Source organism: Acutalibacter sp. 1XD8-36, from assembly GCF_009917525.1.
Taxonomy (GTDB): Bacteria; Bacillota; Clostridia; order Oscillospirales; family Acutalibacteraceae; genus Acutalibacter.
Genome location: NZ_QZDU01000001.1, coordinates 260,573 through 284,802, shown reverse-complemented (window position 1 = coordinate 284,802; position 24,230 = coordinate 260,573). Strand labels below are relative to the sequence as shown.

At 52.7% G+C, this 24,230-nt stretch carries 21 protein-coding genes; 18 read left to right on the top strand and 3 right to left on the bottom strand.

Features of this window, described 5'->3' with window-relative positions; genetic code table 11:
- The first annotated feature begins 22 nt into the window (after window positions 1-22).
- The 3 genes from D5270_RS01685 (at window position 23) to asnS (ending at window position 2,288) form a co-directional block, all read left to right on the top strand.
- Window positions 23-325: an 8-oxo-dGTP diphosphatase gene (locus tag D5270_RS01685; RefSeq protein WP_330587328.1), complete on the top strand. Its 303-nt coding sequence runs from the start codon at window positions 23-25 to the stop codon at window positions 323-325.
- A gap of 71 nt (window positions 326-396) precedes the next feature.
- Window positions 397-873 (top strand): 8-oxo-dGTP diphosphatase, encoded by a 477-nt coding sequence (locus tag D5270_RS01680; protein WP_243150049.1) that lies wholly within the window; start codon window positions 397-399, stop codon window positions 871-873.
- 23 nt (window positions 874-896) lie between these two features.
- On the top strand, window positions 897-2,288 hold the full coding sequence (gene asnS / locus D5270_RS01675) for an asparagine--tRNA ligase (protein ID WP_161473865.1): 1,392 nt from the start codon (window positions 897-899) through the stop codon (window positions 2,286-2,288).
- 47 nt (window positions 2,289-2,335) lie between these two features.
- Here asnS and murC read toward each other — a convergent pair whose 3' ends face one another.
- On the bottom strand, window positions 2,336-3,706 hold the full coding sequence (gene murC / locus D5270_RS01670; protein ID WP_166542455.1) for a UDP-N-acetylmuramate--L-alanine ligase: 1,371 nt from the start codon (window positions 3,704-3,706) through the stop codon (window positions 2,336-2,338).
- Window positions 3,707-3,861: 155 nt separating this feature from the next.
- Here murC and D5270_RS01665 point away from each other — a divergent pair, with 155 nt between their 5' ends.
- The gene (locus D5270_RS01665; protein ID WP_166542454.1) at window positions 3,862-5,442 is read left to right on the top strand and encodes an ABC transporter substrate-binding protein; all 1,581 of its coding nucleotides are present in this window, start codon (window positions 3,862-3,864) and stop codon (window positions 5,440-5,442) included.
- A gap of 73 nt (window positions 5,443-5,515) precedes the next feature.
- Here D5270_RS01665 and nifJ read toward each other — a convergent pair whose 3' ends face one another.
- A complete protein-coding gene (nifJ, locus tag D5270_RS01660) occupies window positions 5,516-9,187 on the bottom strand; it encodes a pyruvate:ferredoxin (flavodoxin) oxidoreductase (RefSeq protein ID WP_166542453.1) in 3,672 nt (1,223 codons plus the stop codon).
- A gap of 238 nt (window positions 9,188-9,425) precedes the next feature.
- On the opposite strand from nifJ, the gene D5270_RS01655 reads away from it, so the two are divergent.
- The 3 genes from D5270_RS01655 to D5270_RS01645 are packed head-to-tail and all read left to right on the top strand — an operon-like array spanning window position 9,426 to window position 11,644.
- Entirely contained in the window at window positions 9,426-10,397 is a 972-nt protein-coding gene (locus D5270_RS01655) for a ComEC/Rec2 family competence protein (RefSeq protein ID WP_166542452.1), read from the top strand.
- A complete protein-coding gene (locus D5270_RS01650; protein ID WP_166542451.1) occupies window positions 10,369-10,590 on the top strand; it encodes a DUF3006 domain-containing protein in 222 nt (73 codons plus the stop codon). The genes D5270_RS01655 and D5270_RS01650 overlap by 29 nt, the downstream gene beginning before the upstream one ends.
- Window positions 10,580-11,644 carry a sugar-transfer associated ATP-grasp domain-containing protein gene (locus D5270_RS01645; protein WP_166542450.1) on the top strand — a complete coding sequence of 355 codons (1,065 nt, stop codon included), beginning with the start codon at window positions 10,580-10,582 and terminating at the stop codon, window positions 11,642-11,644. The genes D5270_RS01650 and D5270_RS01645 overlap by 11 nt, the downstream gene beginning before the upstream one ends.
- A gap of 75 nt (window positions 11,645-11,719) precedes the next feature.
- Here D5270_RS01645 and D5270_RS01640 read toward each other — a convergent pair whose 3' ends face one another.
- Complete coding sequence (locus tag D5270_RS01640; protein ID WP_166542449.1) at window positions 11,720-12,916, bottom strand: FtsW/RodA/SpoVE family cell cycle protein; 1,197 nt, start codon at window positions 12,914-12,916, stop codon at window positions 11,720-11,722.
- A 203-nt stretch (window positions 12,917-13,119) separates the two neighbouring features.
- Here D5270_RS01640 and D5270_RS01635 point away from each other — a divergent pair, with 203 nt between their 5' ends.
- The 11 genes from D5270_RS01635 to D5270_RS01585 all read left to right on the top strand — a co-directional run bounded on the left by D5270_RS01635 (window position 13,120) and on the right by D5270_RS01585 (window position 24,230).
- Window positions 13,120-14,790 carry a formate--tetrahydrofolate ligase gene (locus tag D5270_RS01635; protein WP_166542448.1) on the top strand — a complete coding sequence of 557 codons (1,671 nt, stop codon included), beginning with the start codon at window positions 13,120-13,122 and terminating at the stop codon, window positions 14,788-14,790.
- Complete coding sequence (tsaE, locus tag D5270_RS01630; RefSeq protein WP_166542447.1) at window positions 14,777-15,226, top strand: tRNA (adenosine(37)-N6)-threonylcarbamoyltransferase complex ATPase subunit type 1 TsaE; 450 nt, start codon at window positions 14,777-14,779, stop codon at window positions 15,224-15,226. Before D5270_RS01635 ends, tsaE begins: the two co-directional genes overlap by 14 nt.
- Window positions 15,226-15,927, top strand: coding sequence for a tRNA (adenosine(37)-N6)-threonylcarbamoyltransferase complex dimerization subunit type 1 TsaB (gene tsaB / locus D5270_RS01625; protein WP_166542446.1), 702 nt, complete (start codon window positions 15,226-15,228; stop codon window positions 15,925-15,927). The genes tsaE and tsaB overlap by 1 nt, the downstream gene beginning before the upstream one ends.
- A complete protein-coding gene (rpiB, locus tag D5270_RS01620; RefSeq protein WP_166542445.1) occupies window positions 15,924-16,370 on the top strand; it encodes a ribose 5-phosphate isomerase B in 447 nt (148 codons plus the stop codon). Before tsaB ends, rpiB begins: the two co-directional genes overlap by 4 nt.
- Window positions 16,371-16,409: 39 nt before the next feature.
- Window positions 16,410-17,021, top strand: coding sequence for a uracil phosphoribosyltransferase (gene upp / locus D5270_RS01615; protein ID WP_166542761.1), 612 nt, complete (start codon window positions 16,410-16,412; stop codon window positions 17,019-17,021).
- Between the two features lie 88 nt (window positions 17,022-17,109).
- Window positions 17,110-18,366 carry a M16 family metallopeptidase gene (locus D5270_RS01610; RefSeq protein WP_243150048.1) on the top strand — a complete coding sequence of 419 codons (1,257 nt, stop codon included), beginning with the start codon at window positions 17,110-17,112 and terminating at the stop codon, window positions 18,364-18,366.
- Complete coding sequence (yfmH, locus tag D5270_RS01605; RefSeq protein WP_166542444.1) at window positions 18,366-19,637, top strand: EF-P 5-aminopentanol modification-associated protein YfmH; 1,272 nt, start codon at window positions 18,366-18,368, stop codon at window positions 19,635-19,637. The genes D5270_RS01610 and yfmH overlap by 1 nt, the downstream gene beginning before the upstream one ends.
- A 26-nt stretch (window positions 19,638-19,663) precedes the next feature.
- Window positions 19,664-20,641, top strand: coding sequence for a prolipoprotein diacylglyceryl transferase (gene lgt, locus D5270_RS01600; RefSeq protein ID WP_166542443.1), 978 nt, complete (start codon window positions 19,664-19,666; stop codon window positions 20,639-20,641).
- On the top strand, window positions 20,619-21,500 hold the full coding sequence (folD, locus tag D5270_RS01595) for a bifunctional methylenetetrahydrofolate dehydrogenase/methenyltetrahydrofolate cyclohydrolase FolD (protein ID WP_207709270.1): 882 nt from the start codon (window positions 20,619-20,621) through the stop codon (window positions 21,498-21,500). The genes lgt and folD overlap by 23 nt, the downstream gene beginning before the upstream one ends.
- A gap of 38 nt (window positions 21,501-21,538) precedes the next feature.
- The gene (gene dxs, locus D5270_RS01590) at window positions 21,539-23,440 is read left to right on the top strand and encodes a 1-deoxy-D-xylulose-5-phosphate synthase (RefSeq protein ID WP_330587322.1); all 1,902 of its coding nucleotides are present in this window, start codon (window positions 21,539-21,541) and stop codon (window positions 23,438-23,440) included.
- 1 nt (window position 23,441) lies between these two features.
- Complete coding sequence (locus D5270_RS01585; protein WP_166542442.1) at window positions 23,442-24,230, top strand: TlyA family RNA methyltransferase; 789 nt, start codon at window positions 23,442-23,444, stop codon at window positions 24,228-24,230.

Here is a 24,230-nt window from a genome sequence, read left to right as displayed (position 1 = left end):
GGGGGAGAGCATAGCTGAGTCGGTGATAAGGGAAATCAGAGAAGAAACAGGACTTACTATAGAAAACCCCAAGCTGTGCGGATTCAAGGATTGGATGAAAGATGACGGCTCACGTTATATTATATTTTATTATAAAGCCTGTAAATTTTCCGGAAAACTGAAGCCTTCGGAGGAAGGAGAGGTCTTTTGGGCGGAGCTCAATGAGCTGCCTGAGATGAATCTGGCAGAGGATATGGAACTGACCTTGAGGGTTCTGCTTGAGGACGAATTGAGCGAGTTTTACTACAAAAAGGTAGACGGCAGAGGCGAGAGACAGCTGTTGTGATACATATACTTAATTCTACAATGGGCAGATAGTGCTGGAAAAGACTGTGCTATTGAGATGGAGGCGAGATTTTGAATTTTTTAACTGAACTGACCAATATGTGTATGATATGTGATGGCAGTAAAGTACTGGTTCAAGACCGCCTAGACCCTAAGTGGTCGGGTATCACATTTCCTGGCGGGCATGTTGAGCCGGGTGAATCCTTCGTCGACGCAGTCATCAGAGAGGTTCTGGAAGAAACCGGGCTCACGATTTCTGGCCCGAAGCTTTGCGGTGTCAAGCAGTGGATAAGTAAGGACGGTACGCGTACGATTTCTTTCTTATATTTAGCATACAATTTTACCGGGGAGATAAAATCTTCAGATGAAGGGGATATCTTCTGGACGGAAAAGAGCAAGCTAGCCGCCATGAATTTGGCAAGCGGTATGGAGGAGACCTTGCGGGTCTTTCTCGATGATAATATCAGTGAGTTGTCATACGCGCCTAAAGACACAGCTGATATGGGTTCGGATTGGCGTTATGAAGACTGGACATATAGCTTGAATTGATAATTTTATAAGGAGCAAACACAATGAAACATCATGACGTATCAGTATTTTATAAAGACCTGGACGCCTACGCTGGCAAGACCGTAACAGTCTGCGGCTGGGCCCGCTCTATAAGGGACTCCAAGACTCTTGGATTTATCGACCTGAACGACGGCACCTGCTTTAAGGGTGTTCAGGTGGTATTCGAAGCCGGCAAAATCGACAATTTTAAGGAGATAGCAGCCCAGAATGTAGGCGCTGCCCTCGTTGTAACCGGCGAGCTTATTGCCACTCCCGAGGCCAAACAGCCATTTGAAATCCACGCCGCTGAGATAAAAGTGGAGGGTGCGTCCACGCCGGAGTACCCGCTGCAGAAGAAGCGCCATACTGTCGAGTATCTGCGTACAATCCCACATCTAAGGCCACGCACAAACCTGTTTAGCGCAGCCTTCCGCGTGCGCTCTGCGGCGGCATTTGGTATGCACAAGTTTTTTCAGGAAAACGGTTTTGTATATATCCACACTCCGGTGATAACCACCACAGACTGCGAGGGCGCTGATATGTTCCAGGTCACGACTTTAGACCAGGAGAACCTGCCCAAGGCCGAGGACGGCAGCGTGGACTACCGCCAGGATTTCTTCCAGAAGAAGGTGTTCCTATCCGGCTCCGGCCAGCTTCAGGTGGAGTGTACGGCACAGGCTTTTTCAAAGGTTTACACCTTCGGCCCAACCTTTAGAGCTGAGCGTTCCAACACCCCCCGCCATGCTTCGGAGTTCTGGCACATTGAGCCTGAGATGGCATTTGCGGACCTGAGCGACGATATGGATGTTATCGAGGCGGCAGTGAAGTATGTGATAAACTACGTGCTGGAAACCTGTCCCCAGGACATGGAGTTCTGCAACCAGTTTGTTGATAAGGGACTTTTAGAGCGTCTGCGCCATGTGGCTGGGTCGGACTTTGCGCGGATAACTTACACTGAAGCCATTAAGATTCTTGAGGAGCACAACAGCGAATTCGAGTACAAGGCAATATGGGGTGAGGACATCCAGACTGAGCACGAGCGTTTCCTTGCCGAGAAGCACTTCGGCCACCCGGTATTTGTCACAGACTATCCTAAGGATATCAAGTCCTTCTATATGCGTCAGAACGACGACGGCAAGACAGTCGCTGCAACAGACCTGATGGTGCCTGGCATTGGCGAACTGGTGGGCGCAAGTCAGCGTGAGGAGCGCTATGATGTACTGAGAGACAGAATGCTCGAGCTTGGCATGGGAGAGGAGGACCTGTACTGGTACCTGGACCTGCGCCGCTTCGGTACTACGGTCCACTCCGGCTTTGGCATTGGCTTCGATCGCCTGGTGATGTACCTCACCGGAATCAGCAACATTCGGGACGTGCTGCCATTCCCTCGCACCACCGGCGTTGCAGAGTTTTAAGCTAACACAAAAAGAGCCTCCGGGTCAAATCCGGAGGCTTTTACTGTTCACTTTCTATTTTTATACCGCTCCACAATCAAATTAGCGCACTTATAAATATCGCCGCCGCCTAAAGTAAGTATCAAATCACCAGGCTTGGCATTTTCCATTACATATTCCGCAATTTTATCAAAGCCATCAAACCAGACGCTCCCTGGAACTTTTGCCGCCAGGTCACTGGTGTGGATATTATAGGTGTTTTCCTCGCGAACTGCCAGAATCTCTGTCATTATAAGGTGGTCGGGGAGAGCCAGGGCTTCTGCAAAATCGTTGAGGAAAGTATATGTGCGGGAATAGGTATGGGGCTGGAACACGGCCCATACCTGCCTATAGCCCATGCGCATGGCGGAGGACAGCACGGCGGTGAGCTCGGTGGGGTGGTGGGCAAAGTCATCAGCCACAGTTACTCCGTCAAACTGGCCTAGTATCTCAAAACGACGGTGTACGCCGCCAAAATGTTCAAGAGCAGAGCATATGGCTTCTGGCGCTATACCCAGGGAATGTGCCGCCGCCGCTGCTGCCAATGCGTTGAGCATATTATGTTTGCCGGGAACAGCCAGATTTACCCTGCCCAAGGCCTCCCCACGGCACATGAGCGTAAAATCCTCGCAGGCAGATGGCTCCTCATTAAGGTCAGCGGGGTAATAGTCACAGCTGCTGTCAAGGCCGAAGGAAACTATCTCCCGCTCCAGCCCTTCTACAGCCTCCATAACACTTGGGTTGGCGGCATTCACTACCAGCAGGCGGTCTGTCTGCACGGCAAACTGCCGGAAGGATTTGACAATATTGTCCAGTGTCTTAAAATAGTCCAGATGGTCCGGCTCTATGTTAAGTATCAGAGACACCGCCGGGTGCAGCTGCAAAAATGTGTCAACATACTCGCAGGCCTCGCATATAATCGTGTCGCTCTTGCCCACGCGACAGTTACTGTTAATAATGGGCAGCTTGCCGCCAATAATGGCGCTGGGGTCCGCTCCGGCCTCAATAAAAATCTGGGTGAGCATGGCCGTGGTAGTAGTCTTGCCGTGAGTACCGGAAACAGCTACAAGCTGGGGATACTTCTCAGTGAGCATTCCCAGCATCACCGAGCGCTCTAAAGCCGGCACACCCTTCTCCCTTGCAGCCACCAGCTCAGGGTTGTCAGACTTGCAGGCGGCGGTATAGACCACAGCCTCAGCGTCCCCGATATTCTCAGGGCTATGGCCCATATACACCGGGATACCCCAACTCTTCACCCTGTCGAGAGTGTCAGACTCGTTCTGGTCTGAGCCTCTTATCTCATATCCTCTGTGCATAAGCAGCTCAGCCATAGGGCACATACCGGAGCCGCCGATGCCGACAAAATGCAGTTTTTTTGCACTATCCAATATGTTATCCATTCTAAACTTCCTTTCGGCAGATAGTTTTCTTTTCTATTATATTACAAAACAGCCGCAAAATAAAGGGGTTTTGGCGTTTTCTCTTTACAAATTTACCGTTTCAGGCTATAATAAATTTGACTATGGAGTTATCATAATGAGAGGACGCGGTACATATGAAAAAATTTTCAGCGTTCCTGCTGGCAGTGCTAATGCTTATGAGCCTGTTTTCGTGTTCAAGGCCCAAGGAGCACCAGGAAAGTGAGACCCCGCCGGAGCCAAGGATAGAGGAGAGCGAGATTAATGGTACGCTGAAGATACTCAGCGAGCGTTTCTGCTGGGGATGGGACGTAGATACGGTGCATTATAACCACTTTTCCTCACCCCGGGACAATATCGCAAATATTTTGTTCTATTTCCGAGAGATTTACCCTGATGTGAAGATTGATATAGAATATCTTCCAACAAAACAGGAGGAACGGGAATTTTACATCAAAAATCGCCGTATCTCTATGATGTCTGGTAAAGAAGTGCCGGACATCTATCTTATGCCAACTCTGAGCATAGCTGAGATAAGCTATTACCCCATGGAGCCTCTTTTTAAGGATGTGGCCCAGACTATGAGAAACGGATGGTTCGCGGACATCAGCGGCCTGTATAACGGCGATACCGAGCTGCATACCGAAGAACTAAACAAGCCAGTGATGGACGCCGGTACTGTTGGAAGTGCCAGATATGTGCTGCCACTGGGCTATGAAATGCCGATTTATATAACTCGCAAGGACCTGTTAGACAAGGCCGGACTGGACTGGGAGAGGCTCAACTCCGGGGTGGACAGTATGATAGACGCGTTTCTTGAACTTAACGAGCAGGGAGACTCCCGGTGGGCTTCAAATGCCTTCTTTACCGACAATCTGCCTCTTTCACTGCTGCCAAATCCTTGTGATTACGACACCGAGGAGGCACTGATAGAGGGGAAACAGGTAGAAGAGCTACTATTGGACTTTGCAGAATGTACAAAGATAACCGCCGCTGAATGGAAGAAGCGCCAGGATGCTGGGGAGGGGATAAGCGGGTGGGGCTTTTCCCTTTTGACATACCTGGATACAGGTAATAAAGGCCATAAATTTGCCATTGATGAGGACTCGCCCGGCGCGAAAGCCAGCATGAGCGAGATTATTAGTGTTGTGGGCATTGGCAAAGCAATGGATGAGGAGATAATGATACTGCCTATGCGGGCCGCGGATGGTACTCTGAATGCAGAGATAACTTATTGGGGAGCTATCAGCGCAGGCTGTGAGAACAAGAAGCTGGCCTATGAATTCCTGCGCCTGTTTTTGACACCGGAGGTACAGCATGAAGGCCAGCTGAAAACCTCTGCAAAGACATATGAGATGAACTTCAAGCTGTCAAAGGACAATACTGACGCAGGACCATTTCCAGGCTGGCCGGTACGGTATAAAGGCTTTGCAGATAAAAGATGGGGAAGGATGCTGAACGGCATTGAAAACACCGGCGGGTATGACCAAAAGAGAAAGGAAGCCATATTGCAGGTGACCATAGACGACAACGACCTGCCTATTCTGGACGCACCTATTGACAATGCAAGATTTACCTCGTCACTTGACCAGGAGTTCTACACATTTATACGTCCACTGGAGAACTTTATTGATGTGAATACATATACCCAGGCCGACGCGGTAAAGGCTGGAAATGAGTTTGTAAGAAATCTGAAGTACCATTTAGCCGAGGGATAAAGAACGGCAAAGGACCCACCCAGTCACCCGGGCGGGTCCTTATTATGCTATTTTACAGTTCTCAAGGGAAATCTTACTCAGCCATCTTCTTCAGCTTAGCATACTTCTCCTCTGCGAACTTCTCAGCATTGGCGAACAGCTTCTCAGCGCGCTCCGGGAAAGCCCGGGTCAGGCTGTTATAGCGGACCTCGCCCATGATGAAGTCGCGGTAGGAGGCGGTAGGCTCCTTGCTGTCCAGCTGGAAGGGATTCTCACCGTTGTCGGCCCTGCGGGGGTCGAAGCGGAAGTTATGCCAGTAGCCAGCAGCTACAGCCTTCTTCTCCTCAACCTGAGAGACTCCCATGCCACCCTTGATACCATGGTTAATGCAGGGGGCGTAAGCCAGGATGATGGAGGGACCCTGATAGCTCTCAGCCTCATGGAAGGCCTTAATGCACTGGTTCATGTCAGCGCCCATAGCAACCTGAGCTACATACACATAGCCATAGCTCATGGCGATAGCAGCCAGGTCCTTCTTCTTCTGAGCCTTGCCGGTGGCGGCAAACTGTGCAACAGAGCCGCAGGGAGTGGACTTACTGGCCTGACCGCCGGTGTTGGAGTACACCTCGGTGTCGAATACCAGCACGTTAATGTTCTCGCCGGAGGCCAGAGCATGGTCCAGACCGCCGAAGCCGATATCATAGGCCCAGCCGTCGCCGCCCAGAATCCAGACGGACTTCTTGGCAAGGTAGTCCTTGTCCTTCAGAATCTCGTTGCACAGAGTGCAGGCCTCACAGTCGCAGTACTTGTCGCCGGCGGCCTTGCGCTCCTCATGGTGAGCCAGCATCTTATCGGCTGCTTCTTTGCTGCCGAATGCCTGTATAGCGGCATCGGACTTGCAGAAGTTGATGGTCCAGTCGATGGAGGCACGGCTGTACTCAAGAGCGGCGATATAAGCCTCGGCAGCGGCTTCGTTAGCCTTGGAGTCATTCATGGTCTCCAGCCAGGCCTTGCCGGTGTCCTTAACCTCCTGCTCAACATAATCAACTGCAATCAGCTTTTCGGTAAGCTCAGCCAGGCGTCCGCGTACGGCGTTCTGGGCCAGGCACATACCAAGACCGAATTCAGCGTTGTCCTCAAACAGGGAGTTCTCCCAAGCGGGGCCGTGGCCCTTCTTGTTGACGGTGTAGGGAGTGGCGGGAGCGGAGCCGCCCCAAATGGAGGAGCAGCCGGTGGCGTTGGCAATGAACATCTTGTCGCCAAAGAGCTGGGTAGCAAGCTTGGCGTAAGGAGTCTCACCGCAGCCGCCGCAGGCGCCGGAGAACTCAAGCAGGGGCTGCTTGAACTGGCTGCCCTTAACGGAGGTCTCCTTGAACTTCTCGGCAACAGCCTCCTTGGCGGGCAGCTCGATACCGTAGTTGAATACGGCCTGCTGGGGACGCTGGGAGTCGATGGAAGCCATCTGCAGAGCCTTGGTCTTGGCGGGGCAGGTGGTGACACAGCTGCCGCAGCCGGTGCAGTCAAGGGTGGAGATGACCATTGCAAAGTTCATGCCGGGTACGCCGGTCATGGGCTTGCTCTTTGTGCCTTCGGGAGCGTTTGCCAGCTCCTCATCGGTCATGGCGATGGGACGGATGACCGCATGGGGGCACACATAGGAGCACTGGTTGCACTGGATGCAGTTCTCGGGGAGCCATTCAGGAACGTCAACAGCAACGCCGCGCTTCTCATAGGCAGCAGTGCCCTGGGGAGAGGTGCCGTCGGCATACTTCTCAAAGGTAGAAACAGGCAGGTCCTTGCCATGGAAGGTGTTCACAGGGAACACAACATTGTTTACATAGTCTACCAAATCCTGACGGCTGCCGGTGGCGACCTTCTTAACGGAGTCGTCAGCAGCGTCCTTCCAGGAGGCAGGCACGTCCACCTTGACATAACCGTTGGCACCGCGGTCAATAGCGTCATGGTTCATCTTGACGATGGCCTCACCCTTCTTGCCGTAGGACTTGGTGGCGGCGTCCTTCATATACTTAACGGCGTCTTCCTCGGGGATAATCTTGGCGATGGAGAAGAACGCAGACTGAAGCACGGTGTTGGTGCGGGTGCCAAGGCCCAGTTCCTTGCCGATGGCAAAGGCGTCGATGGTGTAGAAGTTAATCTCGTTGTCGGCAATAAACTTCTTTACCTTGCCAGGCAGGCGGTTATCCAGCTCTGCGGCGTCCCAGGAGCAGTTCAGCAGGAAGCTGCCGCCTTTCTTCAAATCCTGTACCATGTCATAGGTCTCAAGGTAGGCAGGGTTGGAGCAGGCAACAAAGTCGGCCTTGGAGATATAGTAGGTAGACTTGATGGGGGTATGGCCGAAGCGCAGGTGGCTTATGGTCAGACCGCCGGACTTCTTGGAGTCGTAGTCAAAGTAGCCCTGTGCATACATGTCAGTGTGGTCGCCGATAATTTTGATGGAATTCTTGTTGGCGCCAACTGTGCCGTCGGAGCCGAGACCCCAGAACTTGCAGGAGGTGGTGCCGGCAGGAGCGGTATCGGGGTCCTCCTTGACCTCCAGGGACAGATGGGTCACATCGTCCACGATGCCGATGGTGAAGCGCTTCTTGGGCTCGGCGCTCTCCATGTTCCTGTAGACAGCGATGATGTCGCTGGGCTTGGTGTCCTTGCTGCCCAGACCGTAGCGGCCGGTATAGACCGGGCAAGCGCCGAAGCTGGTGCCGTTGATAGCTGCCAGCACGTCAAGGTACAGGGGCTCGCCGATGGAGCCGGGCTCCTTGGTACGGTCCAGCACGGAGATGGTCTTCACGGTGTCCGGCAGAACGTCCAGAAGGTACTTGGCAACGAAGGGGCGGTACAGATGGACCTTTACAAGGCCGACCTTCTCGCCGGCAGCCAGCAGGTAGTCGATGACCTCCTCGATGGTCTCGCAGGCAGAGCCCATAGCGATGATTACCTTGTCGGCATCGGGAGCGCCGTAGTAGTTGAAGGGCTTATAGTCGGTGCCGAGCTTCTCATTCACCTTGTTCATGTACTCGACGGCGACCTCAGGAACGGCGTCATAGTACTTGTTGCAGGCCTCACGTGCCTGGAAGAAAATGTCGCCGTTCTGAGCCTGGCCGCGCAGCACAGGGTGCTCAGGATTCAAAGCGTGGCGGCGGAACTCATTAACTGCGTCCCAGTCAAGCATTTCGCCCAGATCCTCATAGTCCCAGGTCTCAATCTTCTGTACCTCGTGGGAGGTACGGAAGCCGTCAAAGAAGTGCAGGAAGGGCACCTTGCCCTTGATAGCGGCCAGATGGGCCACAGCGCCCAGATCCATGACCTCCTGAGGGGAGTTGGAGCAGAGCATAGCATAACCGGTCTGGCGGCAGGCATACACGTCGGAATGGTCGCCGAAGATATTCAGGGCATGGGTAGCCACTGTACGGGCGGAGACGTGGATAACGCTGGGCAGTAGCTCGCCGGCGATCTTGTACATATTGGGGATCATCAGCAAGAGGCCCTGGGACGCGGTATAGGTGGTGGTCAGCGCGCCAGCGGCAAGGGAGCCGTGGACAGCGCCGGCAGCGCCGGCCTCAGACTGCATCTCGGTGACACGCACCTCGCGGCCGAACAGGTTTTTACGGCCTGCGGCAGCATACTTATCGGTCTCGTCGGCCATCACGGAAGAGGGCGTGATGGGGTAGATGGCGGCAACGTCGGTAAACGCATATGATACATGCGCGGCGGCGTTGTTGCCATCCATGGTCTTCATTTTTCTTGGCATTTTAACGATTTCCTCCTTTTAGGATGCTCGGTGTGCCGGGCGGACAGAGCCGTGCCTCGCACTTACCAATACATTTTACCATCAATTTCGTTTTCTGTAAAGGGATTAAATCGTTTATTTTGTGATTTTTTTGTACCGGACCCCGAGATTTATTTATGAGGCTGTTGCACAAACATGAATTTTGCGCTATAATACACGTTGCAGGGCAGTAAAAACATCATTCGCGGGGTTATGGGATATGCCAAAACATTTTTCGCCACCAAGAAAACCTGTTCTGGCGGTGTGGCGCAATAGGCTGGGCATGTGTTTTGCGGTCCTAACGCTGGCATTCTCCCTAACGCAGCCTGGACAGAGCTTTTTTAACTGGGCCTGCTACGAGCTGGGCTTCAATGACCATAGGAGTGAAACGGGGCTTCTGGAGGTACACATCATTGATGTGGGCAAGGCAGATGCTATTCTGATACGCAGCGGGGGGCATACGGCGCTGATAGACGCGGGAAAGCCTATATCCTCAGGCACTGTGGTGGATTACCTCATCCGGAATAATGTAAACTATCTGGACTTCCTGATAATGTCACATCCGGACAGTGACCATATAGGAGGTATGCCCGGTTTGCTCAAGGAACTCGGCGTGGGTACGTTTATCCGGTCCGGGACAAGCTATTTTTCCGGCGAGGGCTTTGAGCTGCAAGAGCTTCATGATGTACTGGAGTGGAAAAATATAGACACCGTGAAGCTGGAGCTGGGGGACAGTTTTGCTGTGGGAGAGGCGATATTCACAGTGGTGGGGCCTGTGGGCAGCTTCGAGGATCCTAATAATTCATCACTGGTGCTGCGTATGGACTGCAAGGACTTTTCAGCGATGTTCTGCGGGGATATGGAGTACGAGGCTGAACAGGCGCTGATTCTCAGCGGACAGGATATTGACGTCGACTTGTTGAAGGTGGGGCACCATGGCAGCAATACGTCCAGCAGCCTGCGGTTTGTGTATGAAACCTCGCCCAAATATGCGGCGGTTTCTACTGCGCTGGACAGGAACCAGCTGCCAAAAGACGAGGTGCTGGAGCGCCTGGAAAACTGCGGGGCGGAGATATACCGTACAGATACGGACGGAAATATCGTCTTTATATATGACGGAGAGAACGTCCGGGCCAGATTGGATAAGGAGGAGCGTACAAATTATGAAACAGTTGATAATAGACCGTTTTGAGGGCAAATTTGCTATATGCGAGGACGCAGAGGAGAAATACTTTGCCATAGAGACATCTGAGCTGCCTGATGGGGCTAGGGAGGGGGATGTACTCAGGATAACCGACGAGGGCGAGCTGCTGCTGGACCAGGAGGCCACTAATGCCCGTCGGGAGAAAATCGCCGCAAAGCAGCACAAAGCCTTTGGACTATAAGCAGGGCTGTTGGGCAGACTATAATGCAAAGGATGTGTTTCTAATGGGCAAGCTGAGCTATATCCTGGGCCGAGCGCTCAGGATGGACTATGGCGAGATGTTCCGTACAGTTGGGATCGTCCACGGTATCACCGGGCGAAACAGGCCCGCTGTGCTGGCAGATATTGTCAGCTGTGGACTGCGTTATGGCGCGGGCTTTAACGACTATCTGCTCTGTGAGTTTTACAATCTGACCCCGGAACAGAGAGCGACCTACGTTACACGTAGTGTGAATAATACACTAGTACAGATGCTGAATGACCCGGAGTATTACAAGTATTTTGACTATAAAAGCGCGTTTTACAGCACTTTTGCGGAATTTATAGGCCGGGAATGGCTTGATTTTCCTGCAATTTCCAAGGAGCAGTTCGCCGAGTTTGTTAAAGACAAAGATGCTATTATTGTTAAACCCAACAATGGCACTGGCGGAAAAGGTGTTGAAAAGCTGACAATAGCCGACTACAAAAGCATCGACATGCTTTTCAGCAAACTGAAAGAGGACAATATCGGTGTGGTTGAGGAGGTGCTGAAGCAGCACCCCGGTCTTAACGAGCTGAATCCATACTCGGTAAACACCCTGCGCATTGTAACTATACGCAACGAGACAGGCGGGCATATACTCTACGCCCACCTGCGTATTGGTAATGGAGGCCGCCCAGTTGACAATCTTCATTCCGGCGGCATGTTCGCGCCAATCGACCTGGACACCGGCAGAATACAGTACCCTGCCTACGATAAAGACCGCAAGACCTATGAGAAACACCCAATGAGCGGCGTGACTATACAGGGAATGCAGATACCCCTTTGGGAACAGGCGAAGGAGCTCTGCCTGAAAGCGTCTGAGGTGGTACCGCAAATGCGCTATGTGGGCTGGGATGTGGCGGTAACCCCTGAGCGTCCGGTGCTGGTGGAGGGGAACAACCTGCCGGGATATGACATTCTGCAGATGCCTCCCCATACCCCCGACAAAATAGGTATGCTGCCTAGATTCAGGGAGTTTGTGGACGGTATATGAGCATAAGGAAAAAGCCGGTACGGTAATAAGCCGCACCAGCTTTTTGTGTATATTGTACGTATTTACTTTAGACATTCAGAGTTTCTTTATCTTATAGGCCGGGAGAATAGGAGGACTGTGCTTTAAGTGCAGGCCGTCTATCTCCTTGCGCCTCATGTGAACACTCTGCACCAGCCCGAAGCCCAGATAAAGGCACATGGAGGAGGAGCCTCCAGCGCTGAAGAATGGCAGGGTAATGCCCATGGCTGGAAGGATAACAAGGCACATACCGATGTTCCACACAGACTGTAGGGCTATAATGCCGAAGAAGCCGAAACAGATATATTTCCCCAGGTCGTCCCTTGCGGAGTTTGCAACGTGGAGCACCTTCATCATGAACAGGAACAGCAGTGCGATAATTGCCACACTTCCTATGAAGCCAAGCTCCTCGCCCGCCACAGAGAAGATATAATCGCTCTGCTGGAAGGGCACAATATTGCTGCGGACTCTCGGACCCTGCCCAAGTCCCTGACCTTTAAGGCCTCCGCTCCCAATGGAGATACGCCCCTGCCACTGCTGGAAACCGTCTCCAGCACGGATATCCGGGTCGGTGTCCAGGTTGAACACCGCCACAAAACGGTTTTTCTGGTAGTCCTTCAGCACATACTGCCATACAATAGGCAAGGCAACAAGGACCACGCCGGCAAGCATTGCAAAATATCTCAAAGGTACGCCGGCGGCAAGGGTCATAAACAGGAACATGGCAAAAAATCCGATAGTGGCTCCGGTGTCGCCCTGAAGCTCGCACAGGCCCATGGGGATTGCAGCGTGCAGGCAGAGCATGACAATCTGAGGAAAGCTGCCGATTTCACCGCGTTTTTTGACAATGTCCAGATGTTTTGCAAAGGTTACCATAAAGGCTATCTTCACAAGCTCACTGGATTGGAAGGTCCGGCTGCCAATGCGTATCCACGCCCGGGCATCAACACCGCCGGAGCCCATGATACGCTCGCCGAAAAAATAGGTATATATCATGAGAAATACGGAAAACCCCGCAATGAGATACCAGAAGTTGGCAATATCAGCATAATCCATGGCGCTGACAATTACGGCGCCGACAGCCCCCAACACAATGGGAAAGAGCTGGGCGCGGAAGTAGTTCACTGAGATGGACTGTGAAACGCTGTGGAGCAGCAGCAGGCTGTAGGTGCACATAGATATCAGGAGTATCCAGAGGATAATGTCTGCACGTTTCAGATAACTAAAAATACTTTTTCCAATACTATTAAGCATATATATTCCCTTATTTTTCTCAAAAGCTTGACTTCAATATTATGTTGACCTATTTTGATATTATAACACATTACCCCTCAGAGGGCAAGACAGAAAACCATGTTTGCCCCTTTTTTCCGATTCGCTCTTTACTATTTCGCGAAGATACACTATAATGGTAAGGCCATTTAGAAAAATTTGCTGGAAAGGTGTTGACTAAAGCCATGCTGACAGACATTGAAATCGCCCAGAGTGTGGAACTGAAGCCCATCAAGGAGATAGGCGAAAAGCTCGGGCTCACAGAGGACGAGCTGGAGTTCTACGGCAAGTACAAGGCCAAAATAAGCGAGAGGGCAATGGAGAGGCTTCGGGACCGTCCCGACGGCAAGCTGATACTTGTGACCGCAATTAACCCAACTCCCGCCGGCGAGGGTAAGACCACCACTACTGCTGGACTGGGACAGGCTATGGCGAAGATAGGCAAGAATGCCGTTATAGCCCTCAGGGAGCCATCATTGGGGCCAGTGTTTGGCATTAAGGGCGGCGCCGCAGGGGGCGGCTATGCTCAGGTGCTTCCTATGGAGGATATCAACCTCCATTTCACTGGGGACATGCACGCCATAACCTCAGCCAACAATCTCTGTTGTGCAATGCTTGATAACCACCTGCAGCAGGGGAATACTCTGGGAATAGACCCAAGGCGTATTCTCATAAAGCGCTGTCTTGACATGAACGACCGGGCGCTGCGCAATGTGATAGTGGGCCTCGGCGGGAAGATAAACGGCGTGCCCAGAGAGGACAATTTTATTATCACTGTTGCCAGCGAGGTTATGGCTATACTCTGTCTTGCTAAGGACACGGTAGACCTAAAGGAGCGCCTGGGAAATATTCTGATAGCCTATGACTATGAGGGCAAACCGATTTATGCAAAGGACATTAAGGCCGAGGGTGCAATGGCTGCGCTCCTGAGGGACGCCATAAATCCAAACCTGGTACAGACTATAGAGGGCACACCGGCTATCATGCATGGCGGCCCATTTGCCAACATTGCCCACGGCTGCAACTCGGTGCGGGCCACAAGGCTGGCGTTAAAGCTTGCAGATTACTGCATAACAGAGGCAGGCTTCGGCTCAGATTTGGGTGCGGAGAAATTTATGGATATTAAGTGCCGCATGGCAGGACTTGCTCCGGACTGTGTGGTGGTGGTAGCTACAGTACGCGCCCTGAAGTACAACGGCGGCGTACCAAAGGCCGAGCTGTCAACTGAGAATGTGGAGGCGCTGGAGAAGGGGATTGTCAACCTAAAGGCGCATGTGGAGAACATGCACAAATTTGGTGTACCTGTAGTTGTAGCTATCAACCGCTTTGGTACAGACACTGACGCTGAGCTGAAGGTGATTGACGGCTGCTGCAAGGAGCTGGGAGTGAGCTACGCCCTGTCTGAGGTTTTTGGAAAGGGCGGCGAAGGCGGTATGGAACTGGCAAAGACTGTCTGCGACGTAATAGACAGCAGCGAGAGCAATTTTGCCCCTATCTATCCTGATGATGCCACAGTTGAAGAGAAGATAGGCGCTATTGCCGGGAAAATATACGGTGCTTCCGGCGTGACCTTCACAAATCAGGCCAATAAGTCGCTTAAGGAGATAAAAGCTCTGGGAGGCGATAAAATGCCGGTATGTATTGCAAAGACCCAGTATTCACTGTCCGACGACCCGGCACTGCTGGGGAGGCCCACAGGCTTTACAGTGACTATCAGGGACCTGAAGCTGTCCTCAGGCGCAGGGTTTGTGGTTGCGTACGCTGGCGATATTATGACTATGCCGGGACTGCCCAAGGTGCCTGCCGCAGAAAAAATAGACGTGGACGACAATGCGGTGATTCATGGATTGTTCTGACAAGGAGAAAAGCTTTACAACAAACTTGCCCAGTGAAACCCAGGCCCTGGCAGAACGTATAGCCGCTGGGCTCCACGGTGGTGAAGTGATTGCCTTTACAGGCGGCATGGGGGTGGGCAAAACTGCCTTTACCCGCGGGCTTGCTGTCGGCCTTGGTGCTGGGGATGTTGCCAGCAGCCCAACCTTCGCCATAGTGAATGAGTATGAGGGCAGGCTGACGCTGGAGCATTTTGACATGTACCGCATTGAAACTTGGGACGACCTGTATTCCACCGGCTTCTTCGATTATCTTGACACAGACCGGGTGCTGGCTATTGAGTGGAGCGAGAATATTGAAGGTGCTCTGCCTGAGGATACTATATATGTAGATATCCGTCCGGGCGAGACTGATGACCAGCGGGTGATAACCGTCAGAGGCTGGAAGGGGGAACTATAATGCTTATATTGGGGATAGAATCCTCCGCCGGGCCGGCGTCAGCAGCGGTTGCACAGGATGGCCGCCTGCTGGGGGAGTTCTTTGTAAACACTAAACAAACCCACAGCCAGACGCTCCTGCCCATGGTAGAGGCGCTGCTGCAAAACCTTGGGCTTGGGTGTAAAGACCTTGACTGTATAGCTGTATCCAATGGTCCGGGGTCGTTTACAGGGGTGCGTATCGGAGTGTCGTGTGTAAAGGGGTTGGCCTTGTCGCATGGTATTGCTTGCTGTGGACTGTCTACACTGGAGGTCATAGCTTATAGCGGCGTGGGCTTTGTGGGCAGCATTATTTGTGCGGCAATGGACGCACGGTGCGGGCAGGTATATAATGCTATATTCGAAGCCACTCCAGAAGGGCTTGTGCGCCTGACAGAGGACCGGGCAATTTCAATAGAGGAGTTGGGCAGGGAATGTGAGCATTACGGGCGGCGGCTTGTGCTCTTTGGAGACGGAGCTGCTGTTTGCCATAAGGAGTTTGCCGCCTGGGGCGCTGGATTGGCCCCGGAGGCGGTTAGGTTCCAGAGGGCCGGCAGTGTGGCGCTGCTGGCAGAGGGCAGACAGTGGATTTCTTCCGGGGAGTTGCTGCCAGCCTATCTGCGTATGCCACAGGCTGAAAGGGAACTGAAAGCAAAGCTGAAAAACAGGGAGGAAACAAAATGAAACTTGCAATAGGCTGCGACCATGGCGGGTTTAAGCTTGCCGGGGTATTGAGGGCCCACATGAAGGATAAAGGAATTGAGTATGTGGATTTCGGCACACATAGTACGGATTCAGTGGACTACCCTCTGATAGCAAATCAGGTGGCAAAGGCTGTGTCAGGCGGCGAGGCTGACCTGGGCGTGCTGGTGTGCTCTACGGGTATAGGCATATCCATTGCTGCCAATAAGGTAAAGGGCATACGTGCGGCGGTGGTTACAAACGAGCTCTGTGCAGAGCTTACCCGCAGCGACAATGACTCCAATATCCTGTGTATGGGAGGAAAGGTCGTGGATGAGGAGACTGCTGTGAAAATATTTGACACATTTGTAAATACACGCTTTGAAGGGGGCCGTCACGCAAGGCGTGTCGGGCAGATAACTGATATAGAGGCAGGCAGACTATAAGGAGGGAATACCGTGAAAAAATATGATAATGTCTTTGTTATGGACCATCCGCTTATACAGCATAAGCTGACATTTCTGCGCAGTGTGGAGACTGGCACTAAGGAATTTCGGGAATTGGTGAGCGAGATTGCCAACCTGATGTGCTATGAATCTACCAGGGACCTTCCGCTGATGGATGTTGAGACGGTGACACCCATGCAGAAGACTACCACTAAGGTGATAGCCGGACGCAAGCTGGCATTTGTCCCCATACTCCGGGCGGGCCTTGGAATGGTGGACGGTATGCTTAATCTTGTGCCCTCAGCTAAGGTAGGGCATATCGGCCTTTACCGGGACCATGACACGCTAAAGCCAGTGGAGTATTATAACAAGCTGCCCCAGGATATCACCGAGCGGGACGTTATAGTGCTGGACCCAATGCTGGCGACAGGTGGCTCGGCTATGGACGCCATCACCATAGTGAAGCGCAGCCAGCCCAAGAGTATCAAGTTTTTGTGCATAATTGCCGCCCCCGAAGGGCTGGAGGTGCTGACAAATGCCCATCCGGATGTACAGATATACTGTGCAGCTGTGGACGAGAAGCTAAATGAGAACGGCTATATCCTGCCTGGTCTGGGCGACGCCGGGGACAGGATATTCGGTACTCTGTAAAGAAAGCTTTTCATTTCTGGAAAAATGTGATATAATATACAGGACAATGTATTCTGACCGTATAATTTTAAAATAAGGAAGCGTTTGGATGAGCGAAATTATGACATATCCCATCAGCGACGCGGTTACGCTGAAAAGCTTTACCGACCCAAGATTCAAGACCATGCGGGTGTCGGTAAATATGCTGCTGCCACTTAATAAGTCCACTGCGGCAAGAAATGCTATACTGCCGTCACTGGTGGGCCGGGCCACTCGGGAGTACCCGGACTACACGGCATTGGGCCGCAGGCTGTCATACCTGTATGGCGCTAGCCTGGGCTCAGGGGTGCAGAAGATAGGGGAATACCAGGCCTTGGGGCTGTCCGCAGGGGGGATTGCCAGCAGGTATGCCTTTGGCGGTGAGGATATGTTTGCTGAGCTCAGCGGCCTGCTGCTGGGAGTCCTCTTTGACCCGCTGCAGGATGAGAACGGCCTGTTCCCGGAGGATGGCTTTACGCAGGAGAAGCGTCAGCAGTTGGAGCAGAAGGACGCGGAGTTCAGCGACAAAATGATATACGCCCACCAGCGCTGCCACGAGCTGCTGTTTGAAGGCAGGCCCGCCGGTTTGGACCGCCTGGGCAGCAGAGAGGACATTGAAGCTCTGACTCGTGAGGACCTTCGCGGGGCGTGGGAAGAGCTTTTGGTTGGGGCAAGGTTTGAGATATTCACATTGGGCGACTGCCAGCCGGATGTTGATGCACTGAGGGAGAGATTTTCAAAGATAGGCATGGCCCATAAGCTTCAGCCGGTGCCCTATGAGAAGCCCGAACTGAAAAGGGTGACCGAGTGCCAGCCGGTAGCCCAGTCCAAGCTGACTATGGCCTTTAGAGCACAGGTGCCGGCGGAGGAGCGGCTGCTGTTCCAGCTCACCAGCGCTGTGCTGGGCGAGCCCACCAGTTCTAAGCTTTTTCAGAATGTGCGGGAAAAGCAGAGCCTTTGTTACTATTGCGACAGCGCTTTCTCCTGGGTAAATAACGCCATGTTTATAGAGAGCGGCGTTGAAACAGATAACCTTGACCGGGCCGAGGAAGCTATACTGGCCCAGCTTACCGCAATGCAAAAAGGTGAAGTCAGCGAGGACGAGCTAAAGTATGCTAAACGATATATGTGCAACCATCTGCGCGCTGTGAAGGACTCACTTCACAGGGTGGAGAGCTGGTATATGAGCAGGGCTTTCGACCAGCCGGACATGTCCCCGGAACAGGCGGCAGGCATTTTGACCGAATATACTGTGGATGACGTGGTGCAGGCGGCAAACCGGCTGCAGCCGGCGGTGGTCTACAAGCTGAAAGGGGGCGGGGAATAATGGAGCTTCAAAAAATCGAAAGTGCCAGGACGGGAGATTTTTACTATAAAGGAAGTCACCCATCCGGCCTTGACATCTATCTGTACCCAAAGGAGAACGGCTCCAGTACCCGGGCGATGTTCGGCACAAAATACGGCTCCATTGACAGTTGCTTTCAGCTCAGCGACGAGACAGAGCCGGAGACTGTCCCTGAAGGGATAGCCCACTACCTTGAGCATAAGCTTTTTGAGAGCGAGGACGGCGACGCATTTGCCAGGTATGCGGAGACTGGGGCTAACGCCAACGCTTTTACGGGCTTTGAGTCCACCTGCTATGTGTTCTCATGCACAGACCGGCTGTACGACTCCCTGCGCATACTGCTGGACTTCGTTCAATCTCCCTATTTTACCGAGGAGACGGTGGCTAAGGAGCAGGGCATTATCGGACAGGAGATAAAGATGTATGAGGACCTGCCGGGGTGGAGGGTGTTTTTCAACTATCTTCAGGCCATGTACCATAAGCACCCGGTGAGAGACGATGCGGCAGGGACCATTGAGAGCATTGCAAGGATAACCCCCGAGTACCTGTACCGCTGTTATCACACTTTTTATAACCTGAATAATATGGCCCTGGTGCTTGCAGGCAGGTTTGATGTTGATAAAGTGCTGGAGGTCTGTGACGAGATGTTGAAGCCCTCGCCGCCTGTGAGTGTTAAGCGGGTGTTTCCTGAGGAGCCGGACACAATAGTCAAGCCTGTAATAGAGCAAAAGCTTTCGGTAGCCATGCCGGTGTTCCAGTTTGGATACAAAGGGAGCGCCATGAATAAAACTACAGAAAAGGACCTTGCCGCAATGAGCGCCCTGCTCAACATACTAGCGTCTGACGCTTCTGTAATGTTCCGCAGGCTGCTTGACAGTGGGCTGATTAACGAGGCGAGCTTCAGCAGAGACTATTTTGAGGGCTCCGGATATGCCACCGTAATGTTTGGGGGAGAGTCCAGGGACCCGGAGGCCGCCGCGTCAATTATCCGCGAAGAGGTTTCGAGGCTGCAAAGGGAAGGTATCCCGGAGGAGGATTTCCGGTGGGCCAAGCGCAGCCTGTATGGGGAGAGTATATCAGCCTTAAACCATGCGGCGGGTATAGTAAGCTGGATTATGGATTTTACCTTTAAGGGGTTAGAACTGTTCACATATATTGACGCCCTGGCAGAGCTTACCCTGCCCCAAGTCCAGGAAAAGCTGGACTCACTTCGGGACGACCGCAGCGTGTTGTCGGTGATACGCCCAATTTAGTTCGCAGGAAAGGATGGATTTATCAGGTGGAGCATTTAGTTGAATTTCCCGGTCTGGGGATAAACGTCAAGGTCAACGAAGTGGCGCTCCAGGTGACAGAGAGCTACAGCATCCGCTGGTATGGGGTGATAATTGCCTTTGGCTTCTTACTGGCCATTGTCTATGCTTGGAGCAGCGTAAAGAAAATGAATATAGATTCAAACAAGCTGATAGACGCGGTTATAGCCGGAACTGTCGGCGGAATAGTCTTTGCCCGCCTGTATTATGTGGTGTTTTTCCACGACGGCAGCGGGCATAACAGGTACTTTGAGAATCCCATAGAGATTTTGAAGATACACGACGGCGGCATTGCCATATACGGCGGAATCATAGGCGCTCTTCTGGTAGGTGGCCTTGTAGCCAAGTGGAGGGGGCTGCGGGTACCGGCTGTTTTGGATATAGTCTGTCTTGGCTTCCTTATAGGCCAAGGCATTGGGCGCTGGGGAAACTTTGTAAATCAGGAGTGCTTCGGAGAGCCCACAAATCTGCCCTGGGGAATGGTAAGCGACAATACCGGCGGCGTGGCGGTGCACCCCTGCTTCCTGTATGAATCGCTCTTATGCCTTCTGGGATTTGTGCTGCTGCACATATTTACCCGAAAATACCGGAGGTACGACGGTCAAACCTTCATTCTGTATATCATCTGGTATGGCGTGGTGCGGTTCTTTATAGAGGGCACCCGCACGGACAGCCTGCTCATTTTTGAAAATGGGCCGAAGGTGTCCCAGGTGGTGGCAGCGGGCTGTGTGGTGGTTGGAGTGGTACTGCTGGTACTCTTCCGAAACAGGAACGACCTTTCCGGCTGCGGCAACAGATATGTTATGGAGTCATTAGGGCTGATAAAGACAGAGGTTGACCCAGCCCTGAAGACCAGCACTATCTTTGGGGACCTGCCCCCTGTAGAGGATGATAAAAAGCCTGAGACAAAAACTGAAGCTTCCAATGAAGAAAAAGAAAGCAGGTGAGGAATTGGCACTGCGTATAGACGGAAAGGCCGTTGCAGCCAAAATCAAGGCCCAGGTGGCCGGGGAAGCTGCTATACTGGCGGAAAAGGGCATTGCTCCCGGACTTGCGGTAGTTATAGTGGGCAGCGACCCGGCCTCGAGAATTTATGTAAACAACAAGAAGAAGGCCTGCCAGGAGGTTGGCATATACTCAGAGGAGTATGCCCTGCCGGAGGGGACGACCCAGGAGGAGCTGCTGGCTCTTGTGGATAGGCTGAATCACGAGCCCAAAATCAGCGGTATTTTGGTACAGTCTCCGCTTCCAAAGGGACTCAACGAATCCGCGCTGGTAGAAGCTATCGACCCAAAGAAGGACGTGGACGCTTTTCATCCATATAATGTGGGCAAGCTCATGCAGGGCAGGCAGATATTTTTGCCGTGTACCCCTGCTGGAGTGATTGAGCTGCTTAAATCAGCCAATGTGGAGATAGCCGGGAAAAGCTGTGTGGTGATAGGCCGCAGCGATATTGTGGGCAAGCCAATGGCTATGCTCCTTATGCAAAATAACGGTACTGTTACCATCTGCCACAGCAGAACCCAGAACTTGGCGGAGATATGCCGTGGTGCAGATATCCTGGTGTCCGCAGTGGGCAAGGCAGGCTTTGTCACCGGGGATATGATAAAGCCCGGGGCGGCGGTTATAGACGTTGGCATGAATCGTGACGAGAGTGGGAAGCTCTGCGGCGATGTGGTATTTGAGGAGGCCGAGAAGGTTGCCGGGTGCATTACGCCTGTCCCAGGCGGGGTGGGCCCCATGACTATCGCAATGCTCATGCAGAACACAGTAACCGCAGCAAAGCTGCAAAACGGCATTAGCTGAGAATCTAGTGAAAGGAACGGCCCGGCGTGCCGGACCGTGTGGCGTGGTTTATGGGTAAACTGCTGGAAAAAATCCGCTCGCCCCAGGACCTTAGGCAGCTGAGCCGCCCGGAGCTGGACTCACTATGTGAGGAGATGCGCGAGGCCATAATCCAGACGGTGTCCGACAACGGCGGGCATCTGGCCTCAAACCTCGGGGTGGTAGAGCTTACGGTGGCTCTGGGACTGGTATTTTCGCCTCCTGAGGATGCCCTGGTATGGGATGTGGGTCATCAGAGCTACCCGTATAAGCTGCTTACCGGCCGCTATAACGAGTTCTCAACACTGAGGCGGGAGGGAGGGCTTTCCGGCTTCCCCAACCGGGATGAGAGTCCTTGTGACAGTTTTACCAGCGGACACAGCAGTGCGTCCATATCCTCGGCCCTGGGCCTTTCTGAGGCCTGCCGCCTGCAGAGCAAAGATGGCTATGTGGTGGCAGTTATCGGTGACGGAGCACTCACCGGCGGGCTGTCCTTCGAGGGCCTTAACAACGCCGGACAGCACCGCCGAAATCTTATAGTAATACTCAATGACAATACCATGTCCATATCAAAAAATGTGGGCTCTCTGGCTAGATACCTCACTTACATGCGCACGAAACCAGGTTATATCAAAGCAAAGAGCAGCGTTGAGGACGCACTCGGGCACCTGCCGCTGGTGGGGAAGCCAATAGCCAGGCTTATGCGCAGGGTTAAGAGCAACATCAAGAAAATATTATATAACTCAACTATTTTCAGTGACCTTGGATTTGCCTATTATGGCCCATTTGACGGTCACAATATCAAGGAGCTGTCCGAGACTTTTGAGGCCGCTAAGCTGGTGCGCAAGCCAGTGCTTATCCATGTGCGCACATATAAAGGCAAGGGCTATCAATACGCTGAGCAGTCCCCAACTTTATATCACGGTATATCCAGCTTTGACGTGGATACCGGCGACCCGGGCGAAAAGGCTCAGAGTTTCTCGGATGTGTTCGGGCAGACCCTCTGCCAACTGGCCCGAGAGGACGATAGAATCTGCGCTATTACCGCCGCTATGGCTGAGGGTACAGGTTTAGCTGGCTTCAGGCAGCAGTTTAAAGGCCGCTTCTATGATGTTGGCATAGCTGAGGAACATGCGGTGACTTTTTCCGGGGGGCTGGCAGTTGGAGGTATGCTGCCAGTATTCGCTGTATACTCAACTTTCTTACAGCGCAGCTACGACCAGCTCATACACGATGTTGCCATGCAGAAAATCAAGATACTTCTTGCCATAGACCGTGCCGGGATTGTAGGTGAGGACGGCATGACCCACCAGGGATTGTTTGATGTAGCTTTCCTGCGGACTGTGCCGGGTGTTACACTATACTCACCCACATATTTTCAGGAACTGCGTGAGCAGCTGGCGTACCTGGCAAAGGGCGGCAGCGGGATATGTGCGGTACGTTATCCGAGGGGACGGGAGCTGTATAAGCCCTCATATTTCCATAGCGGAATAGAGCCTTTTTCAGTGTACGGTCCGCCCGAAGCTGAGACATGTATTGTCACCTATGGCAGACTGTTCTCCTTTGCTGCAGAGGCTGCGGACAAACTTAAAGCCTGTGGTACAGACGTGAAGCTTCTGAAGCTAAACCGGGTGATACCCATCGAGTGCGCCGCTGCAAGGGAAGTTATCAGTTGCCGCCAGGTATTTTTCTTCGAGGAGGGTATCCGTCAAGGGGGAGCAGGTGAGCATTTCGCCAGTCTGCTGCTGGAGGAGGGCTTTGCCGGAAAATACGTGCTGCGGGCTATAGACCAGCCTTTTGTGAAGCACGCGCCAATGTTCCGGGCCCTGGAGACGCTAGGACTGAACGCTGAGGGTATTATGAAAACTGTGTTGGAGCACTTCGGAGAGGAGGAAGATAGGCTTGCCGAAAAAGAGGCTTGACATGCTGGTGCTGGACAGAAATCTCGCTCCTAGCCGTGAGCGGGCAAAGGCGCTTATTATGTCCGGGGATGTCTACGTGGACAATCAGAAGGCTGATAAGCCTGGAGACCTCTACTCTGAGGATGCCCAGGTTGAATGCCGGAGTAGCGGGATGAAATATGTGAGCCGCGGTGGATTGAAGCTTGAGAAGGCTATGGAGGTGTTTGGTCTTAAACTAGCTGGATTTACGTGTATGGACGTGGGGGCATCTACCGGCGGTTTTACCGATTGTATGCTGCAAAATGGCGCTAAAAAAGTTTACTCTATTGATGTTGGCTACGGCCAGTTAGCATGGCAGCTGCGGAATGATTTTAGAGTCGTAAACCTTGAGCGCACCAATGCACGATATCTCTCCCAGGAACAGGTGCCGGAGGACATAGACTTCTTCTCGGTAGACGTATCGTTTATATCACTGACTCTGGTGCTTCCGGCTATACGTGAGCTGCTGGGTATGAGTGGACGGGGAGTGTGCCTTATAAAACCACAGTTCGAGGCGGGCCGGGATAAGGTAGGCAAAAAAGGTGTTGTTCGAGACCCGGCGGTGCATTCGGAGGTTATAGAAAAAATAATTGGTTTTGCACTTGGTAACGGTTTTTCGGTGCTGGGACTGGATTTTTCGCCGGTGAAAGGGCCTGAGGGGAATATAGAGTACCTAATTCTGCTGGAGAGGTCGGATTCACCGGAGCTTAGTGTGGAAGTGTTGGGCCTGGGGGATGTCGTGGAGGCGTCCCATAAAAGCTTGGACAAATAG

Bases quoted from the DNA above. Each gene is read 5' to 3' on its own strand.
- upp (WP_166542761.1), top strand. From the start codon at position 16,410: ATGGACCATCCGCTTATACAGCATAAGCTGACATTTCTGCGCAGTGTG.
- D5270_RS01650 (WP_166542451.1), top strand. From the start codon at position 10,369: ATGAAACAGTTGATAATAGACCGTTTTGAGGGCAAATTTGCTATATGC.
- nifJ (WP_166542453.1), bottom strand. From the start codon at position 9,187: ATGCCAAGAAAAATGAAGACCATGGATGGCAACAACGCCGCCGCGCAT.
- D5270_RS01635 (WP_166542448.1), top strand. From the start codon at position 13,120: ATGCTGACAGACATTGAAATCGCCCAGAGTGTGGAACTGAAGCCCATC.
- D5270_RS01640 (WP_166542449.1), bottom strand. From the start codon at position 12,916: ATGCTTAATAGTATTGGAAAAAGTATTTTTAGTTATCTGAAACGTGCA.
- murC (WP_166542455.1), bottom strand. From the start codon at position 3,706: ATGGATAACATATTGGATAGTGCAAAAAAACTGCATTTTGTCGGCATC.
- rpiB (WP_166542445.1), top strand. From the start codon at position 15,924: ATGAAACTTGCAATAGGCTGCGACCATGGCGGGTTTAAGCTTGCCGGG.
- D5270_RS01655 (WP_166542452.1), top strand. From the start codon at position 9,426: ATGCCAAAACATTTTTCGCCACCAAGAAAACCTGTTCTGGCGGTGTGG.
- D5270_RS01585 (WP_166542442.1), top strand. From the start codon at position 23,442: ATGCTGGTGCTGGACAGAAATCTCGCTCCTAGCCGTGAGCGGGCAAAG.
- asnS (WP_161473865.1), top strand. From the start codon at position 897: ATGAAACATCATGACGTATCAGTATTTTATAAAGACCTGGACGCCTAC.
- D5270_RS01610 (WP_243150048.1), top strand. From the start codon at position 17,110: ATGAGCGAAATTATGACATATCCCATCAGCGACGCGGTTACGCTGAAA.
- yfmH (WP_166542444.1), top strand. From the start codon at position 18,366: ATGGAGCTTCAAAAAATCGAAAGTGCCAGGACGGGAGATTTTTACTAT.
- tsaE (WP_166542447.1), top strand. From the start codon at position 14,777: ATGGATTGTTCTGACAAGGAGAAAAGCTTTACAACAAACTTGCCCAGT.
- tsaB (WP_166542446.1), top strand. From the start codon at position 15,226: ATGCTTATATTGGGGATAGAATCCTCCGCCGGGCCGGCGTCAGCAGCG.
- D5270_RS01665 (WP_166542454.1), top strand. From the start codon at position 3,862: ATGAAAAAATTTTCAGCGTTCCTGCTGGCAGTGCTAATGCTTATGAGC.
- folD (WP_207709270.1), top strand. From the start codon at position 20,619: ATGAAGAAAAAGAAAGCAGGTGAGGAATTGGCACTGCGTATAGACGGA.